17 protein-coding genes are annotated in these 16697 nt (G+C 71.5%); 11 read left to right on the forward strand and 6 right to left on the reverse strand.

The annotated features are described in order from the left end of the window. Positions 1-111: 111 nt before the first annotated feature. Positions 112-768 (reverse strand): PH domain-containing protein, encoded by a 657-nt coding sequence (locus ABZW18_RS09070; RefSeq protein WP_356184240.1) that lies wholly within the window; start codon positions 766-768, stop codon positions 112-114. A gap of 625 nt (positions 769-1393) precedes the next feature. Here ABZW18_RS09070 and deoC point away from each other — a divergent pair. From deoC to ABZW18_RS09090, 4 genes are all read left to right on the forward strand, one after another. Continuing rightward, complete coding sequence (deoC, locus tag ABZW18_RS09075; protein WP_356184473.1) at positions 1394-2398, forward strand: deoxyribose-phosphate aldolase; 1005 nt, start codon at positions 1394-1396, stop codon at positions 2396-2398. 7 nt (positions 2399-2405) lie between these two features. Next, a complete protein-coding gene (locus ABZW18_RS09080; protein WP_356184243.1) occupies positions 2406-3869 on the forward strand; it encodes an aldehyde dehydrogenase family protein in 1464 nt (487 codons plus the stop codon). After that, the gene (locus ABZW18_RS09085; protein WP_356184246.1) at positions 3866-4747 is read left to right on the forward strand and encodes an aldehyde dehydrogenase family protein; all 882 of its coding nucleotides are present in this window, start codon (positions 3866-3868) and stop codon (positions 4745-4747) included. The genes ABZW18_RS09080 and ABZW18_RS09085 overlap by 4 nt, the downstream gene beginning before the upstream one ends. 325 nt (positions 4748-5072) lie before the next feature. Then, positions 5073-5717, forward strand: coding sequence for an ATP-binding protein (locus ABZW18_RS09090; protein ID WP_356184248.1), 645 nt, complete (start codon positions 5073-5075; stop codon positions 5715-5717). 299 nt (positions 5718-6016) lie between these two features. Here the strand turns inward: ABZW18_RS09090 and ABZW18_RS09095 are convergent, their stop codons facing one another. Continuing rightward, positions 6017-6787, reverse strand: coding sequence for a SigE family RNA polymerase sigma factor (locus ABZW18_RS09095; protein ID WP_356184250.1), 771 nt, complete (start codon positions 6785-6787; stop codon positions 6017-6019). 206 nt (positions 6788-6993) lie between these two features. On the opposite strand from ABZW18_RS09095, the gene afsQ1 reads away from it, so the two are divergent. The 5 genes from afsQ1 to ABZW18_RS09120 all read left to right on the forward strand — a co-directional run bounded on the left by afsQ1 (position 6994) and on the right by ABZW18_RS09120 (position 10915). Then, the gene (gene afsQ1 / locus ABZW18_RS09100) at positions 6994-7671 is read left to right on the forward strand and encodes a two-component system response regulator AfsQ1 (protein WP_356184253.1); all 678 of its coding nucleotides are present in this window, start codon (positions 6994-6996) and stop codon (positions 7669-7671) included. A 44-nt stretch (positions 7672-7715) separates the two neighbouring features. After that, positions 7716-9212 carry a HAMP domain-containing sensor histidine kinase gene (locus ABZW18_RS09105; RefSeq protein ID WP_356184476.1) on the forward strand — a complete coding sequence of 499 codons (1497 nt, stop codon included), beginning with the start codon at positions 7716-7718 and terminating at the stop codon, positions 9210-9212. 101 nt (positions 9213-9313) lie between these two features. After that, positions 9314-9919 carry a hypothetical protein gene (locus ABZW18_RS09110; protein ID WP_356184255.1) on the forward strand — a complete coding sequence of 202 codons (606 nt, stop codon included), beginning with the start codon at positions 9314-9316 and terminating at the stop codon, positions 9917-9919. A 136-nt stretch (positions 9920-10055) separates the two neighbouring features. Continuing rightward, positions 10056-10604: a VanZ family protein gene (locus ABZW18_RS09115; RefSeq protein ID WP_356184258.1), complete on the forward strand. Its 549-nt coding sequence runs from the start codon at positions 10056-10058 to the stop codon at positions 10602-10604. Positions 10605-10714: 110 nt separating this feature from the next. Further along, complete coding sequence (locus ABZW18_RS09120; RefSeq protein ID WP_356184261.1) at positions 10715-10915, forward strand: PspC domain-containing protein; 201 nt, start codon at positions 10715-10717, stop codon at positions 10913-10915. A gap of 91 nt (positions 10916-11006) precedes the next feature. Here ABZW18_RS09120 and ABZW18_RS09125 read toward each other — a convergent pair whose 3' ends face one another. Together ABZW18_RS09125 and ABZW18_RS09130 are read right to left on the reverse strand one after the other, a co-directional pair. Then, on the reverse strand, positions 11007-11348 hold the full coding sequence (locus tag ABZW18_RS09125) for an ATP-binding protein (protein WP_356184263.1): 342 nt from the start codon (positions 11346-11348) through the stop codon (positions 11007-11009). A gap of 173 nt (positions 11349-11521) precedes the next feature. Beyond that, complete coding sequence (locus tag ABZW18_RS09130; RefSeq protein ID WP_356184265.1) at positions 11522-12688, reverse strand: adenosine deaminase; 1167 nt, start codon at positions 12686-12688, stop codon at positions 11522-11524. A 102-nt stretch (positions 12689-12790) separates the two neighbouring features. On the opposite strand from ABZW18_RS09130, the gene ABZW18_RS09135 reads away from it, so the two are divergent. Next, a complete protein-coding gene (locus ABZW18_RS09135; protein ID WP_356184268.1) occupies positions 12791-13555 on the forward strand; it encodes an alpha/beta hydrolase in 765 nt (254 codons plus the stop codon). Positions 13556-13604: 49 nt separating this feature from the next. Here the strand turns inward: ABZW18_RS09135 and ABZW18_RS09140 are convergent, their stop codons facing one another. Next, a complete protein-coding gene (locus tag ABZW18_RS09140; protein WP_356184271.1) occupies positions 13605-14606 on the reverse strand; it encodes a LysR family transcriptional regulator in 1002 nt (333 codons plus the stop codon). A 62-nt stretch (positions 14607-14668) separates the two neighbouring features. On the opposite strand from ABZW18_RS09140, the gene ABZW18_RS09145 reads away from it, so the two are divergent. Next, positions 14669-16015 (forward strand): MFS transporter, encoded by a 1347-nt coding sequence (locus ABZW18_RS09145; protein ID WP_356184274.1) that lies wholly within the window; start codon positions 14669-14671, stop codon positions 16013-16015. A gap of 422 nt (positions 16016-16437) precedes the next feature. Here the strand turns inward: ABZW18_RS09145 and ABZW18_RS09150 are convergent, their stop codons facing one another. Next, positions 16438-16647, reverse strand: a complete 210-nt coding sequence (locus ABZW18_RS09150; RefSeq protein ID WP_356184277.1) for a DUF397 domain-containing protein — start codon at positions 16645-16647, stop codon at positions 16438-16440. Between the last annotated feature and the right edge of the window lie 50 nt (positions 16648-16697).

Here is a 16697-nt window from a genome sequence, read left to right on the forward strand (position 1 = left end):
GCAGGCGGCAGGCGGCAGGCGGCAGGCGGCAGGCGGCAGGCGGCAGGCGGCAGGCGGCAGGCGGCAGGCGGCAGGCGGCAGGCGGCAGGCGGCAGGCGGCAGCAGACGTTCTCACCCGGTGGCGGTCAGAACCACCAGCAGGACCGCACCGACGGCGCAGGGAGCGATGATCTCGTACGCCCAGCGCACGCTCGGCGCGCCCTGGGCACCCTCGCTGTCCGCGTGCCGCTCGGCCAGCTCCCGCAGTTCCTCGATCGCTTGGTCGGAGGGCGCACGGCGGGGGGCAGCGTCGGAGAGGCCCGCTGCCGAAGAGGCACGCCCGCGTGCATGCGGATCCTGCGCCGCGCCCCGGGTGGTCTGGCGGGCCGCCCTCTTGCGCGCCCGCAGCGAGACCGGGAGCGCCCACAGCTGGTACTTGTGATCGCCCGCGAAAAGCTCACTGGAGTAACCCGCCCGCACGCCCTCGACCGACGCCCAGGGCACGGTGATCGTACGGAAGGGGTTGCGGACCCGGAGCCGCTCGGTTCCGGCGAAGACCGCGGGCCGCAGCGTGTACGCCACGACCAGCGGGACGAGGAGCAGCAGCGCGGCGAGTGCCAGCCAGGGCGTGCGCCCCTCGCCACGGACCAGCGCGTCGCCGCCGAGCCAGGCTGCGAGCGCGAGCAGCACCACCCCGGCGATCAGCGCGGACGGCGAGCGGTAGACCCGGTCGGCGTACGGCTCCGGCTGCGCAGGCTTGGGGGCGGAGGAGTTGTCCGGGCTCGTCATGGGGCCGATTCTGCCTGATCGTCCGGATGCCGGACATCGCGTTCCGGCATCGAATGCCATGCCCTCGCCAGACGCACCGCACCACACCCGAGGGCCGCGCCCCACAGCCGCCCGGCCCGGAGCACGCACCACCCACCACGCCCTGCGCAGGGGGCAGTCGCCCGGCGTCCCGTCGCCCCGATGCGGATCGGACGTCCGCATCCCCCGGCCCCCGCGAGGACCACGCACCACCCACGCCTGCGCAGCGGGAGTCGCCCCGAATCGGTTCCGACGCCGCTGCCGCGCGCAAATCTTCGCCAAAGAAACCGCGTTCCCGTCCGCCTGCCGCCCGAGCCCGGACGGCGTCGCCGCGCGGGCACGGGCCCCTGCGCCGACTCCGACGCCCACTCGTCAACTGCCGGGCCTGCCAGGCAGGTCTGCTTCGGCCTCCGCCCGCTCGTCCGGCACCGCTCCTACGCGCGCGTGGGGCCGGTCCGAGGCGTGCTCGGAACAGCGCTCCCCGCCGTACGAGACCGCGGTGCCGGCCCCGCATTGACCGCCGCCCGCCCGGCACCGGAGGCTCCCTCCGAACGCCCGACCCGGGGGTGACAGTCGCTACGCGCGTAGATATGCTCATCTGGTGACCATGCCCACCACTGTTCCCGCATACGGCACCGAAGCCGCGGAACGCCTGGCCTCGATGGCGGACGTGACCGCCTCCGACGGCGCGCTCCGCCGCTTCCTGCACGGCCTGCCCGGCGTCGACGCGGTCGGCCTGCAGGCCCGTGCCGCGACCCTCGGCACCCGCTCGATCAAGACCACGGCGAAGGCGTACGCCATCGACCTGGCGATCTCGATGATCGATCTGACGACCCTGGAAGGCGCGGACACCCCGGGCAAGGTCCGGGCGCTCTGCGCCAAGGGCATCAATCCCGATCCCACCGACCGCAGCGTCCCCAAGGTCGCCGCGATCTGCGTCTATCCCGACATGGTGGCCACCGCCAAGGAGGCCCTGCTCGCCGGTGGCGCTCCGGACGTCCATGTCGCCTCCGTCGCGACCGCCTTCCCTGCGGGCCGCGTCGCCCTGCCCGTCAAGCTGGCCGACACCCGTGACGCGGTCGCCGCCGGCGCCGACGAGATCGACATGGTGATCGACCGCGGCGCCTTCCTCTCCGGCCGCTACCTCGGAGTCTTCGAGGAGATCCGCCACGTGAAGGAGGCCTGCCGGCGCGAGGACGGCAGCGCCGCCCATCTGAAGGTCATCTTCGAGACCGGCGAGCTCCAGACGTACGACAACGTGCGGCGCGTCTCCTGGCTGGCCATGCTCGCCGGGGCCGATTTCATCAAGACCTCCACCGGCAAGGTCACGGTGAACGCCACCCCGCCCGTCACCCTGCTCATGCTGGAGGCCGTCCGCGACTTCCGCGACGCCGTGGGTGTACAAGTGGGAGTGAAACCCGCAGGCGGCATCCGGACCACCAAGGACGCGATCAAGTACCTGGTGATGGTCAACGAGACGCTGGGCGACGACTGGCTGACGGCGGACTGGTTCCGCTTCGGCGCATCCAGCCTCCTCAACGACCTGCTGATGCAGCGCCAGAAGCTGAGCACCGGGCGCTACTCCGGTCCCGACTACGTGACGGTGGACTGAGACTGCCATGACCAACGCAGCATTCGATTACGCACCCGCACCCGAGTCCCGCGCGGTCGTCGACATCGCACCGTCGTACGGGCTGTTCATCGACGGCGCATTCGCCGAAGCCTCCGACGGCAAGGTCTTCAAAACGGTCTCCCCGTCCTCCGAGGAGGTCCTCTCCGAGGTCGCCCAGGCGAGCGCCGAGGACGTCGACCGGGCGGTCAAAGCCGCCCGCAAGGCCTTCGAGAAGTGGTCGGCACTGCCGGGCACCGAGCGCGCCAAGTACCTCTTCCGTATCGCCCGCATCATCCAGGAGCGCTCGCGCGAGCTGGCCGTGCTGGAGTCGCTGGACAACGGCAAGCCGATCCGTGAGTCCCGCGACGCCGATCTCCCGCTGGTCGCCGCGCACTTCTTCTACTACGCGGGGTGGGCCGACAAGCTGTCGTACGCGGGCCACGGCGCCGACCCGAGGCCGCTGGGCGTGGCCGGCCAGGTCATCCCGTGGAACTTCCCGCTGCTGATGCTCGCGTGGAAGATCGCCCCCGCGCTGGCGACGGGCAACACCGTGGTACTGAAGCCCGCGGAGACGACTCCGCTGTCCGCCCTGTTCTTCGCGGACATCTGCCGCCAGGCCGGGCTCCCCAAGGGCGTCGTCAACATCATCACCGGTGACGGCTCCACCGGCGCCGAGCTGGTCGCTCACCCCGGCATCGACAAAATCGCCTTCACCGGCTCGACCGAGGTCGGCAAGGCCATCGCCCGTACGGTCGCGGGCACCGACAAGAAGGTCACCCTGGAGCTGGGCGGCAAGGCGGCGAACATCGTGTTCGACGACGCCCCCATCGACCAGGCCGTCGAGGGCATCGTCAACGGCATCTTCTTCAACCAGGGGCACGTCTGCTGCGCGGGCTCCCGTCTCCTCGTCCAGGAGTCGGTCGCCGAGGAGCTGCTGGACGCCCTCAAGCGCCGTATGCAGACCCTCCGGGTGGGCGACCCGCTCGACAAGAACACCGACGTCGGCGCGATCAACTCGGCCGAGCAGCTGGCCCGTATCCGCGCCCTGACCGAGGCGGGCGAGGCCGAGGGTGCCGAGCGCTGGGCACCGGCCTGCGAACTCCCCTCCACCGGCTACTGGTTCGCACCGACCCTCTTCACCGGGGTCACCCAGGCGCACCGCATCGCCCGCGAGGAGATCTTCGGCCCGGTGCTCTCGGTGCTGACCTTCCGCACTCCGGCGGAGGCCGTGGAGAAGGCCAACAACACGCCGTACGGCCTGTCGGCGGGCATCTGGACGGAGAAGGGCTCGCGCATCCTGTGGATGGCGAACCAGCTGCGCGCGGGCGTCATCTGGTCCAACACGTTCAACAAGTTCGACCCGGCCTCGCCCTTCGGCGGCTACAAGGAGTCGGGTTTCGGCCGCGAGGGCGGCCGCCACGGGCTGGAGGCCTACCTCGCCCCGTCGAAGCCGAAGGGGAGCGCAGAATGAATGCAGTTGACCGGCTCAGCGTCCTGAAAACCTACAAGCTGTTCGTCGGGGGCACGTTCCCCCGCAGCGAGAGCGGGCGGGTGTACGAGGTGACCGACTCCACGGGCGCATGGCTGGCGAACGCGCCGCTCGCCTCCCGCAAGGACGCGCGGGACGCGGTCGTCGCCGCCCGCAAGGCCTTCGGCGGCTGGTCGGCCGCGACCGCCTACAACCGGGGCCAGATCCTCTACCGCGTCGCCGAGATGCTGGAGGGCCGCCGGGCCCAGTTCGTCTCCGAGGTGGCGGACGCCGAGGGCCTGTCCAAGTCCAAGGCGACGGCGCAGGTCGACGCCGCGATCGACCGCTGGGTCTGGTATGCGGGCTGGTCCGACAAGGTCGCCCAGGTGGCGGGCTCGTCCAATCCGGTCGCCGGGCCGTATCTCAACCTCTCCTCCCCCGAGCCGACCGGTGTCGTGGCCGTCCTGGCGCCGCAGGAGTCCTCGTTCCTGGGCCTGATCTCGGTCATCGCCCCGGCGATCGTCACCGGCAACACGGTCGTCGCGGTCACCTCGGAGAAGGCGCCGCTGCCCGCCCTGTCCCTGGCAGAGGTGCTGGCGACCTCCGATCTGCCGGGGGGTGTCGTCAATGTGCTCTCAGGCCGGACCGCGGAGCTCGCCGCGCCGCTCGCCGCGCACCAGGACGTCAACGCGATCGACCTCACGGGGACGGCCGGCCTGCCGGACGAGGGGACACTGGCGAAGGATCTGGAGACATCGGCGGCGGACAACCTCAAGCGGGTCCTGCGCCCCTCCCGTACGGACTGGACCGCCGACCCGGGCACCGGCCGGCTGTTCGCCTTCCTGGAGACCAAGACGGTCTGGCACCCGGTCGGGGCCTGACGTCCCTCGCACGGCGAAGCACCGGTCGGCCGCTTCGGCCGGCCGGGGCTGATCCGAGGACGCGGAGCGCCTGGCCGGGCAGCACGTCCGCGGCCCGGCGCGCCGCCGGCAGTCGGGACAGCGAGCCGCACCGGAACGCGCGGCCGGATCCAACACGGGCTCACCGCCGACCGGTTGGAAGTCGGCGACCCGGGTGCCGAAGCTGTACGCGTTGATTACGCGTGATCGTTCGGGAACGCGAAGTGGTCGACCCGGTGACGGTGCGGCCACTTTCTCCTCCCCCTGCGGGTCGCAAACCCGCCCACATGCCCGAGAATGCTGTCCCGTGACTTCCCACCATCACTCCGCCCGCGTCGTGTTGCTGACCGGCCCCTCGGGCTCGGGCAAGTCCTCGCTCGCCGCCCGCACCGGACTGCCCGTGCTCAACCTCGACGACTTCTACAAGGAGGGCGACGACCCGACGCTGCCCGCTCTCCCGGACGGTTCGGGCACGGACTGGGACTCGCCCCTGTCGTGGGATGCCGAAGCGGCGGTCACGGCGATCGAGGAGCTGTGCCGTACGGGCCGTACCGCGGTGCCGGTGTACGACATCGCCACCAGCGCGCGCATCGGCGAGGGCGCACTGGGCATCGGGCACGCGCCCCTCTTCATCGCCGAGGGCATCTTCGGCGCGGACGTCGTGGACCGGTGCCGAGAACGGGGCCTGCTGGCCGATGCGCTGTGTCTGCGCGGCCGGCCGTCCACCACCTTCCGACGACGGCTCCTGCGGGATCTGCGGGAGAATCGCAAGTCGGTACGGGTACTGCTGCGGCGGGGCTGGCGGCTGATGCGCTCGGAGCGCGGGATCGTCGCGCGGCAGGCGGCGCTCGGCGCCCGCCCCTGCGGCAAGGACCAGGCCTACAGCCGGATCACCGCCCTGGCCACGAGCGGCCGGGTTCCCGCGAAGCCCGGACAGGCCGTACGCGCCTGACGGTCCCGGCGCGGCGAACACCCGGCCGTATCGGCGGAGCGCCGGCCGTACCGGCGGAGCGCACGCGACGGACGCAGAGAAGCAAAGAAACGCGAGAAGCAAAGAAACGCAGAGAAGCGGGGCCGAGCAGACCCCCCGGCCGCTCGGTCCCGCTGTCCCCCTCAACCCGCCGATCCCCCGATGGGCGGGCCCATCTCCCCCGTGCTGCCTGTCCCTCCCCCGAAGGACAGGCTCCGCCGTCTCCCCCCGACACGGCGGCGTTCCCCCTCGGGCCCCCCGTTCCCCCGGGGCCCCTGCCTTCAGGCGACAAGCTCGCCGAAGGACTCCTCTTCGTCCCGCCCGAAGGTGAGCGTCTCGTCCTCGCGCAGCCGGCGCAGTGAGCGCCAGATGCTGCTCTTGACGGTGCCGACACTGATGTTCAGTATGTCGGCGATCTCCGGGTCCGTCCGGCCCTCGTAGTAGCGCAGTACGAGCATCGTGCGCTGCAGCTCGGGCAGCCGGGTCAGGGCCTGCCAGAGCACGGCGCGCAGCTCGGTGCCGCGCATCGCGTCCTGGTCGCCCACCGTCTCCGGCAGCTCCTCGGTCGGGTACTCGTTCAGCTTGCGCCGGCGCCAGGCGCTGATGTGCAGATTCGTCATGGTGCGCCGGAGGTAGCCGCCGACCGCGGCCTTGTCGCTGATCCGGTCCCAGGCGCGGTAGGTGGAGAACAGCGCGCTCTGCAGCAGGTCTTCCGCCTCGTAACGGTCACCGGTCAGGTGGTAGGCGGTGGCGTACAGGGAGGCGCGGCGCTCCTGCACGTAGGCGGTGAACTCCGCTTCGGCGTTCAGCGTCTCCGACAGGCCGTTCCGCTGCCCCGTGTCCTCCCTGTACGACGATCCCCCGTGTCCCCCGCTGCCCCCGTCGGCGACCGTGTTCGCGTCGATCGCCACCATGTACGGCGGCCGCTGGCGTCCGGTGCCGCGAGCACACCCCCGTCCGCTCACCGCACCGGACTTCTCCGAGCTCCGGCCGGCGGCGTGCAGGCGCGTGCGAATGACTGCGCTGGTGGTGCCGGTGTGCAGTGCGTTCATCTCGCGCCCCCCGTCGGTGGAGCCTGCTCGGTCTTCTTGCCTCCGGACGGTGGTCCTGTCCGGTGCACAAAAGACTGCCGGGCCAGTTTCATCGGGCTGTCCGTCGACTGTCACAGGCCTGTCACAGGAACATCCGGGAGGGTCCGGGTATACCGGAGGGCTCCTGCTGTCGAACTCCTGGCACTCCTTGGGCCAGAATGACCAACGTGCCTTTCCTGTTGCTGATCGAGGACGATGACGCCATCCGCACGGCCCTCGAGCTCTCCCTGTCCCGCCAGGGCCACCGCGTGGTGGCCGCGGCCACGGGCGAGGAGGGCCTGAAACTGCTGCGCGAGCAGCGGCCCGACCTGATCGTGCTGGACGTGATGCTGCCCGGTATCGACGGGTTCGAGGTGTGCCGTCGGATCAGGCGCACGGACCAGTTGCCGATCATTCTGCTGACCGCGCGCAGCGACGACATCGACGTCGTGGTCGGTCTGGAGTCCGGCGCCGACGACTATGTGCTCAAACCGGTGCAGCCCCGGGTGCTCGACGCACGGATCCGGGCCGTCCTGCGGCGCGGCGACCGGGAGTCCAGCGACTCGGCGGCGTTCGGGAGTCTGGTGATCGACCGGTCGGCCATGACCGTCACCAAGAACGGTGAGGACCTCCAGCTGACGCCGACCGAGCTCCGGCTGCTGCTGGAGCTGAGCCGGCGGCCGGGCCAGGCACTCTCCCGCCAGCAGCTGCTGCGGCTGGTCTGGGAGCACGACTACCTCGGCGACTCCCGGCTGGTGGACGCGTGCGTGCAGCGGCTGCGGGCCAAGGTCGAGGACGTGCCGTCGTCGCCGACGCTGATCCGTACGGTCCGGGGCGTGGGTTACCGCTTGGACACGCCTCAGTGACGGGTCATGCGCCGCCCGGCCGGGTGCGCGGCTGGGCGGCGGGCATGTTGCGCCTGACCAGCCTGCGGCTGCGGCTGGTGGTCGTCTTCGCACTGGTCGCGCTGACCGCCGCGGTGTCGGCGTCCGGGATCGCGTACTGGCTGAACCGTGACGCGGTGCTGACCCGCACGCAGAACGCCGCCCTGAACGACTTCCGCAAGTCTCTGGAGGACAACGCCGGTTCGCTGCCGCTGCGCCCTTCCTGCGACCGGCTGCAGGACGCCGCGAACCGGATGGCGGGCACGACGCAGCGCTATGAGGTGGTGCTGATCGACAAGGGGCAGGGCGGCGGCGCCTGTACCGCGCCCTCCAACTCGTCGGTGTTCACCCTGGGTGCGGTGCCGCACGCGCTGCGCAAGGCGGTCAACAAGGAACGCCCGGTGGACGAGGGCGACGGACTGCCGTACCACCTGTACTGGCAGCGCAGAACGATCCACGGCGATCCGTACCTGGTCGGCGGCGCGCGGGTCATCGGCGACGGGCCGACGGGTTACATGCTCAAGTCGCTCGCCTCGGAGCGCGACGACCTCAACTCGCTGGCGTGGTCGCTCGGCATCGCGACCGGGCTCGCGCTGATCGGCTCGGCGCTGCTGGCGCAGGCCGCCGCGACGACGGTGCTGCGGCCCGTGCAGCGGCTGGGCGAGGCCGCGAAGCAGCTGGGCGAGGGCAAGCTCGACACCCGGCTGAGGGTGTCCGGTACGGATGAACTCGCCGATCTGTCCCGGACGTTCAACCGGACCGCGGAGTCGCTGGAGGAGCGGGTCGAGGAGCTGAGGGCGCGGGAGGCGGCGAGCCGGCGTTTCGTCGCCGACATGTCCCATGAGCTGCGTACGCCGCTGACCGCGATAACGGCGGTGAGCGAGGTGCTGGAGGACGAGGCCGACAACCTCGACCCGATGATCGCGCCGGCCGTGCATCTGGTGGTGACCGAGACCCGGCGGCTGGGCGACCTGGTGGAGAACCTGATGGAGGTCACCCGGTTCGACGCGGGCACGGCCCGGCTTGTGCTGGACGATGTGGACGTGGCCGACCAGGTGACGGCGTGTATCGACGCCCGGGCCTGGCTGGACGCGGTGGAGCTGGACGCCAAGCGTGGGATCATGGCGCGGCTCGACCCGCGGCGGCTGGATGTGATCCTGGCGAATCTGATCGGGAACGCGCTGAAGCACGGCGGCTCCCCGGTGCGGGTCTCGGTCCGTACGGTTGCCGAGGGCACGCCGGAGTCGGAGCTGATCGTGGAGGTCAAGGACCACGGTCCTGGCATCCCCGAGGACGTCCTGCCGCATGTGTTCGACCGCTTCTACAAGGCGAGCGCCTCCCGGCCGCGGTCCGAGGGGAGCGGCCTCGGCCTCTCCATCGCGCTGGAGAACGCGCATATCCACGGCGGTGACATCACCGCGGCCAACTCGGCACGGGGCGGTGCGGTGTTCACGCTGCGGCTGCCGCTGGACGCCTCACGGCTGGGGCCGGACGAGGACGAGGACGAACAGGACGCGCAGTGATGCATCATCCGACCGACTTCCGACCGGCAGGCCCGGGGGCGCGTGACCGCCTCCTGGGGGTGCATGGCTCCCTCCCCGGGGTTCGTGGCCGGCTCCCGGGGGTGCGCGGTCGCCGGGCGCGCGCCGTCGCCGCGGTCACGCTCCTGCTGGGCGCGGCCGGCTGCGGGATCCGCGGTACGTCCATCCCCGTCGACGCCGGAGCCGCCCCGTCCCGCGCGTCCTGCTCGGTGCCCGGCGACCGCGGCTCGGCCGGGGACTCGGCGAACGCGGTACCGGTCAAGGTCTTTCTGGTCTGCAGCACACAGCTCCTGCCGGTCGACCGTACGGTCCGGGTGCCGGGGGACCGGCTCGCCACGGACCGGCTGCGGGTCGCCCGCGCCCTGCTGAACGAGTTGCAGGACCAGCCCACCGCCCCCGAGGAGGAGGCCGGGTTCTCCACCGAAGTGCCGGACGACCTCGAGGTCACCGGGGCGCGCAAGGGGGACCCGGAGGAGGCGCTGCGGCTGAGCAGGGTGCCGGACGAGCTGCCGTCGTACGCGCTGGCACAGCTCGTCTGCACGTACGCCGACACGGCCGCGGCCGCGAAGGGAGGCCGTTCGGTGGTTCTCGGCGGGCCCGCGGAGGGTTCGCTCCAGCGGTACGTGTGCACACCGGGCCTGCGGGCCAGGCCGGAAGCGGCGCGGAACGCGGGCACTCCGCTGGACTGACCTGGCACGATACCAGGCCGGACCACGGTCCGTAGCGGGCAGGTCACTGACCGGGGGGTCAGTAACTACCGGGTAACAGCAGTGACTGACCGGCTGCCCCCGGAACCGGCCCACCGGCAGGCGCGTCCTCCTGGACGTGCAGCGTCATGGCTCCGGCGACAGCGCCACCTTCCGCCTCCGCGCGACGGGACTCGTATTCCTGGTCGTGCATCTGCTGACCGTCGGCTGGCTCACCCTGCGCCCGCTGTCCGTGCCGTGGGTGCCGGCGGCGAATCTGCGGCCGCTGGCCACCGTCCGCGCGGAGCTGGCGCAAGGCCCCTGGGAGGCCGCACACGGCCTCGTGCCCGCACTCCTGCTGCTCGCACCGCTCGGGGTGCTGCTGCCGATGGTGACGGGCCGGCTGGCGGGCTCCTGGCTCTCGTCGCTCGCGCACACGGTGTTCACCGGCGCCATGGTGTCGCTCGGAATAGAGCTGCTGCAGACGGATGTGCCGGGACGCACCCTCGACGTGGACTCGGTACTACTCAACACGGCCGGGGTGGGGATCACGTATCTGCTGCTGGCGCCGCCGCTCAGGGGCCTGATACGCCGCAGGGAGCACGGCGCCCGGCCGTCGCACCTCCCGCGGGAGGAGGGGCCCCAGGGGCCGACCCCGACGATGTCCAGGGTCGGGATCGCCCCGTAGGCCGACGCCGCACCCGCTTCGCGAGGCGTAGCTTCGAGGTATCGGAACAGACCGTTTCCTGCCGGACATTCGGCCTCGACAGGACCTCACGGTTCGCGAAGGAGTCCATCATGACCGCCCTTGCCCGCCCCCGTGACGGACGGATGATCGGCGGAGTGTGCGCGGCGCTGGCTCAACGCTTCGGCACCTCCGCGAACACGATGCGCGTGATCTTCGTGGTCTCGTGTCTGCTGCCCGGCCCGCAGTTCCTGCTGTACCTGGTGCTGTGGGTGCTGCTGCCGTCCGAGGAGTCCCACCGCGAGGCCTGGTGACCGCAGGGCCGGGCCGACGGAGCGGCAAAAACGCGGCGGGGTGCACGCCGTTTCCGGACGTGCACCCCGCCGCTCCATGCGGACCCTGTGGTCAGAGCAGTCCCGACTTGCCGCCGCCGACGCTCTTGAGCGGCAGATTCTTGACCGGGAGCTTGCTGTTGACCGGCTTCTTGGCGGGCAGGCCGCCGAGCAGACCGCCGGGGGCACGCTCCTCGGAGGGCATCGCGGCCAGCCCCTTCTTGGTCTTGGACATGGCGCTCTGCCCGGCGTCGAAGCTCTCCGACGCACCCGGCAGGCTCTTGGTGGCCTGCTTCAGCGGCAAGCCGCCCAGCACGTCGGTGGTGGCGGCGGCGGAGGCCGAGCCGGCAGCGGCAGCGGCGAAGGCGGCGCCGAGCGCGGCGACACCGAGAATCTTGGCGGTTCCCTGCTTCATCGAATACGTCCTCGTGATGGGGGGAAGTGCTGAGCGGCACCGCGGTACGGGCACACAGAAACACACGAACCGTGACCGCGAGACTCCGAAACGTAGTCAGGGAAGGTGCCTGCCGCAAACCTCCGGGAACGGCCGGGTCACGAGGTCCCGGCCGTTCCCACCGACCCGTACGGTCAGCCCTGTTCTGAGGTGGAACCGCTGGTCACAGCCGATGTACCGGTCGGGCGGTGGAAGAGCCACTCCGACTTCAGTTCGGCATATCCGGGCTTGATGACATCGTTGATCATGGCCAGACGTTCATCGAAAGGGATGAACGCGGATTTCATCGCATTGACGGTGAACCACTGCATGTCATCGAGCGTGTAGCGGAACGTCTGCACCAGCCGTTCGAACTCGATGGACATGGTGGTGCCGCTCATCAGCCGGTTGTCGGTATTGACGGTGGCGCGGAAGTGCAGCCGTCGCAGCAGCCCGATCGGATGCTCGGCGTAGGAGGCGGCGGCCCCGGTCTGAAGGTTGGACGTCGGGCACAGCTCCAGCGGGATGCGCTTGTCGCGGACGTAGCCGGCGAGGCGGCCGAGCTCGACGGTGCCGTCGTCGGCGACCTGGATGTCGTCGATGATCCGTACGCCGTGGCCGAGCCGGTCGGCGCCGCACCACTGGAGCGCCTGCCAGATCGACGGCAGGCCGAAGGCCTCGCCGGCGTGGATGGTGAAGTGGTTGTTCTCCCGCTTCAGATACTCGAAGGCGTCGAGGTGGCGGGTGGGCGGGTAGCCCGCCTCGGCGCCCGCGATGTCGAAGCCGACAACGCCCAGATCGCGGTAGCTGTTGGCGAGTTCGGCGATCTCCAGAGCGCGGGCGGCGTGCCGCATCGCGGTGAGCAGGGCGCCGACCCGGATGCGGTTGCCGTCCCCGCGGGCCCGGCGCTCGCCCTCGCGGAAGCCCTCGTTCACGGCCTCGACGACCTCTTCGAGGCTGAGCCCGGCCTCGAGGTGCTGCTCGGGGGCGTAGCGCACCTCGGCGTAGACGACACCGTCGGCGGCGAGGTCCTCGGCGCACTCGGCGGCGACCCGGACCAGCGCCTCGCGGGTCTGCATGACGGCGCAGGTGTGCGAGAACGTCTCGAGATAGCGCTCCAGCGAGCCGGAGTCGGCGGCCTCGCGGAACCAGAGGCCCAGCTTGTCGGGCTCGGTCTCCGGGAGACTCTCGTAGCCGATCTCGCGGGCCAGCTCGATGATGGTGCCGGGGCGCAGGCCGCCGTCGAGGTGATCGTGCAGCAGCACCTTGGGGGCTCGGCGGATCTGGTCCGGGCCGGGGGTGTTGGTGGTCTCGCTCGTCATCTCCGCACTGTAACGCCTACGCGCGTAGAGCGCTCCGACCGATACGGAAAGGTGACCCGACCGCGGGGTGGAGTACACCCGTTCTTCTGCCATCGTTCTGGCATGGCTCAGCAAGCAGTGCCGGTGCGGGGTGCCCGGCTGGGGCGGGCGGCGGGAGCGACGGGTGGCGGTGCCACGGTCCATGGGGTGGTGCTGTTACTGCCCGGCGGCGAGCCGGTGAGTACACGGCGGCTGTCGCCGGTCACCGCGGCGGCCGCGCGACCACTGGCCCGGAGGCTCGCACGGGAGGGCCGTCACGACGGCCTGGTCGCCCATGTCGTGCACTACCGCTATCGCGGCTGGAACGGTTCCTCGTCCCATCCGGTCGAGGACGCCCGATGGGCGGCGGACGAAGCCGTACGGCGCTACGGCGACGTTCCCGTATGCCTGGCCGGTACGGACATGGGCGCCCGCGCCGCCCTCCGCGCCGCGGACCACCCGGCCGTCAACTCTGTGCTCGCGCTCGCCCCTTGGCTGCCCGAACGGGAAACACAGGACTGCCCCGATCCGGTGAAACAGCTCACCGGCCGCCGGGTGCTGCTCGTACACGGCACGAACGACGAGCGGACCGATCCGGAGCTGTCCTACCGGCTGGCGGAGCGCGCGAAGAAGGTCAACCGCGACGTGTGCCGCTTCGAGGTCCACACGGACGGCCATGCGCTGAGCCAGCACCGCCCCGAAGTCCTGGCCCTGGCCACGGACTTCGTCCTCGGCGCCCTCTTCGCCCGCGGCTTCTCCCGGCCGGTCGCGGACGCGCTGGCGGCTCCGCCGCCGCTGGGTCTGCGCATGCCGCTGGCGGCGGGCTTCGGCGCGTCACTGCGCCACTGACCGGCTCGCGGGCGTCCTCCCATCGGCACGGCGGCGCCCGTGAGAAGGGTCAGCGGGGGAGCAACTGACCCCGGCGCGAGAGGAGGAAGCGCTTGAAGGACGTCACCGGCGGTGTGTCCGGGCGGCCTTCGAGCCAGGCGACGCCGATCTCACGTACCGCCCGCGGCGACGTGACCGTCAGTTCCACGACGCCCGGCCGCGGCACCGCGGGCGGCGGCAGCAGGGCCACCCCCAGGCCCGCCGCGACCAGCCCGCGCAGCGTTTCCGCCTCCTCCCCCTCGAAGGCGACCCGCGGGCTGAACCCCGCCTCCGCGCACAGCGCGTCGGTGATCCGCCGCAGTCCGTAGCCCGGTTCGAGGGTGACGAAGAGCTCGCCGGAGGCCTCGGCGAGCGGGACGCGCCTGCGCTTGGCGAGGCGGTGGTCGTCGGGTACGACCAGCCTGAGCTTCTGCTCGTCCAGTCGGCGCGCCACGAGGTCCGGCGCGTCCGGAATCGGCGAGGTCAGACACAGATCGAGGTCGCCGGCCCGCAGCCCTTCGATCATCGCCTCCCCGTAGTTCTGGACCAGTTGGAAGCGGATACGCGGATGGTCGGCACGGAAGGTGCGGAGCAGGCCGGGGACCGTCTCGGAGCCGAGGGTGTGCAGGAAGCCGAAGGCCACCTTGCCCGCCGCGGGGTCGGCGTCGGCCCGTACGGACTCCGCCGCGCGCTCGATCACCGCCAGCGCCCGTTCGACGGATCCGAGGAACGTACGGCCCGCGGGGGTGAGCGACAGGGTCCGGCCGTGGCGGGCGAACAGGGCGACCCCCAGGTCCTGTTCGAGCCGCACCATCCCCCGGCTGAGCGTCGACTGCGGCACGGCGAGCTGGTGCGCCGCCCGCGTCACATGCTCCTGCCTGGCGACCCCCGCGAACTGCGCGAGCCGGGGCGCGAGCAGCGCCGGCCAGGAATCGGCGTCCAGTTCGGCGGCGGGTCCCTCGCCTGTTGCAAGGATGTCTTCTTCGTTGCCGACCGGTGACATACGGGGTCGTGAGCTGCGTTCATGCGCCATGGGAACGATTATGGCAAGTCTATGCATTGGACGCATGAGGCTGCCATGCCTACGTTGAATACATGCCTCCTGCAGATACCGGGGCGTCCACCCTCCACGTGGGCGCCTCCACAGCGCCGTACCCCGCCGGTTCCCGGCCGGGCGGACCCTCATCCCCGACCGACCCCGATGCCACCAAGCTGCGCCCCGGCGGCCCCGGCTACCGCCGGATGAGCTCCGCCCTGTTCGCGGCGGGAGTCGCCACCTTCGCGCTCCTCTACTCCACCCAGGCGCTGCTGCCCGCCATCTCCGCCGGATTCGGCGTGACGCCGGACGCGGCGAGCTGGACGGTCTCCGCCGCCACGGCCGGCCTGGCTCTGGCCGTCCTCCCTCTCAGCGCCCTCTCCGAGCGCTTCGGGCGGCGCGCGATGATGACCGCCTCGCTCACCGTCGCGGCCGTCGTGTCCCTCGTGGTGCCCTTCGCCCCCGACCTCGGCACGCTGATCGCGCTGCGCACCGTCCAGGGCGTGGCCCTGGCCGGCGTCCCGGCGTCCGCGATGGCCTACCTCGCCGAAGAGGTGCGGCCGAAGGCCCTGGTCGGCGCGATCGGCCTGTTCGTGGCCGGCAACAGCATCGGCGGCATGTCCGGGCGCATCGTCACCGGCTGGGTGGCCCAGGCATGGGGCTGGCGGGCCGGGCTGGCCGCGGTCGGTCTGCTGGCCGTGCTGTGCGCTGTGGCGTTCCGGCTGCTGCTGCCGAAGGCACAGCACTTCAGGGCCGGTTCGATCAGCCCGCGGGTGCTGGCCCGTACGGTCGGCGGTCATCTGGCCGACCCGCTGCTGCGCCGGCTGTACGCGATCGGCGCGCTCTTCATGACCGTCTTCGGCGCGGTGTACACCGTGATCGGCTACCGGCTGATGGGCGAGCCGTTCGGCCTGCCGCAGGGCATTGTCGGCTCGATCTTCCTCGTCTACCTGGTCGGCACGGTCTCCTCGGCGGCGGCGGGCGGCCTGGTCGCGCGGCTCGGGCGGCGCGGTGCGCTGTACGCGGCCGTGGCCACGACCGCGGCCGGCCTGCTGCTGAGCCTCAGCAGCTCGCTGACGGCCGTACTGCTGGGCCTCGTCCTGATCACCGCGGGCTTCTTCGCGGGCCACGCGGTGGCGTCCTCGTCGGTGAGCCGCGCGGCGAAGACGGGGCGCGCGCAGGCGTCCGCGCTGTACCAGACGGCGTACTACCTGGGCAGCAGCGTCGGCGGCGCGCTCGGCGCGCTCGCGTTCCACTCGGCGGGCTGGGAAGGCACGGTCGGACTCGGCCTTGCGGCGGTGGTCGGCGCGGCGGGGATCACGCTGTACGCGACGCGCAAGGCGCTGGCGGAGCGCCGCGCCCGCGCGGCGCATCCCGCGTACGGCTCGGCCGCTGTCCGCCCCTGAGCTGCTTACGCGAAAGCCGAGGGGCCGTTTCCGCCGCCTGTGCGCAGGCGGAAACGGCCCCTCGGCCGTTCCGTCCGGGTGGAGGCCCCGCCCAGTTTGGGGCAGCTCCGGGACAGGCCCGCTCGCATGGCTCAGCACCCAGGGGTGCATCCACGGCGACGGAGCACCGTGAGGCAGGCCCCGTCCACGTGCCCGAGGCAGCGCATGGACGGGGCCCATTGTTCTGCCCGCTACTCGTGCTTGCGGGGGATGTAGGGCGACTGTGTGGCCCGATTGCGCCACTGGTCCAGTCCGGGGCACGCCGAAGGTTCCGGAACGCCGTAGAACTCGCCGCAGGAGAAGCAGAAGCGCCACCCGCTCTCCGGATCCGGCTCGATCTGCTCTCCGCACCGTGGGCACTCATGCATGACGGGCCTCTCAGATCAGGCGGAGATGTCGAACTCTCCGGCCTTCACAGCGTCGGTGAACATCGCCCATGACTCGGGAGTCATGGTAACGACGGTCGTGGGCTGGTCGCTGTCCCGGAACGCCACGACGCCAGGGATGTTGGTCGCCACCTCCGGGCAGTTGGGAACCTCTTTCGGGCGAGGGCGGCATACCGCAACGAACTCGAACTCGGGTCGCTCGGTCATCTGGCTTTTCCTTCCCTTGCACTGCGGGGAGGCTTTCCCCCCGCAGTCGT

The organism is Streptomyces sp. NPDC004647, assembly GCF_040609575.1.
Lineage (GTDB): Bacteria > Actinomycetota > Actinomycetes > Streptomycetales > Streptomycetaceae > Streptomyces.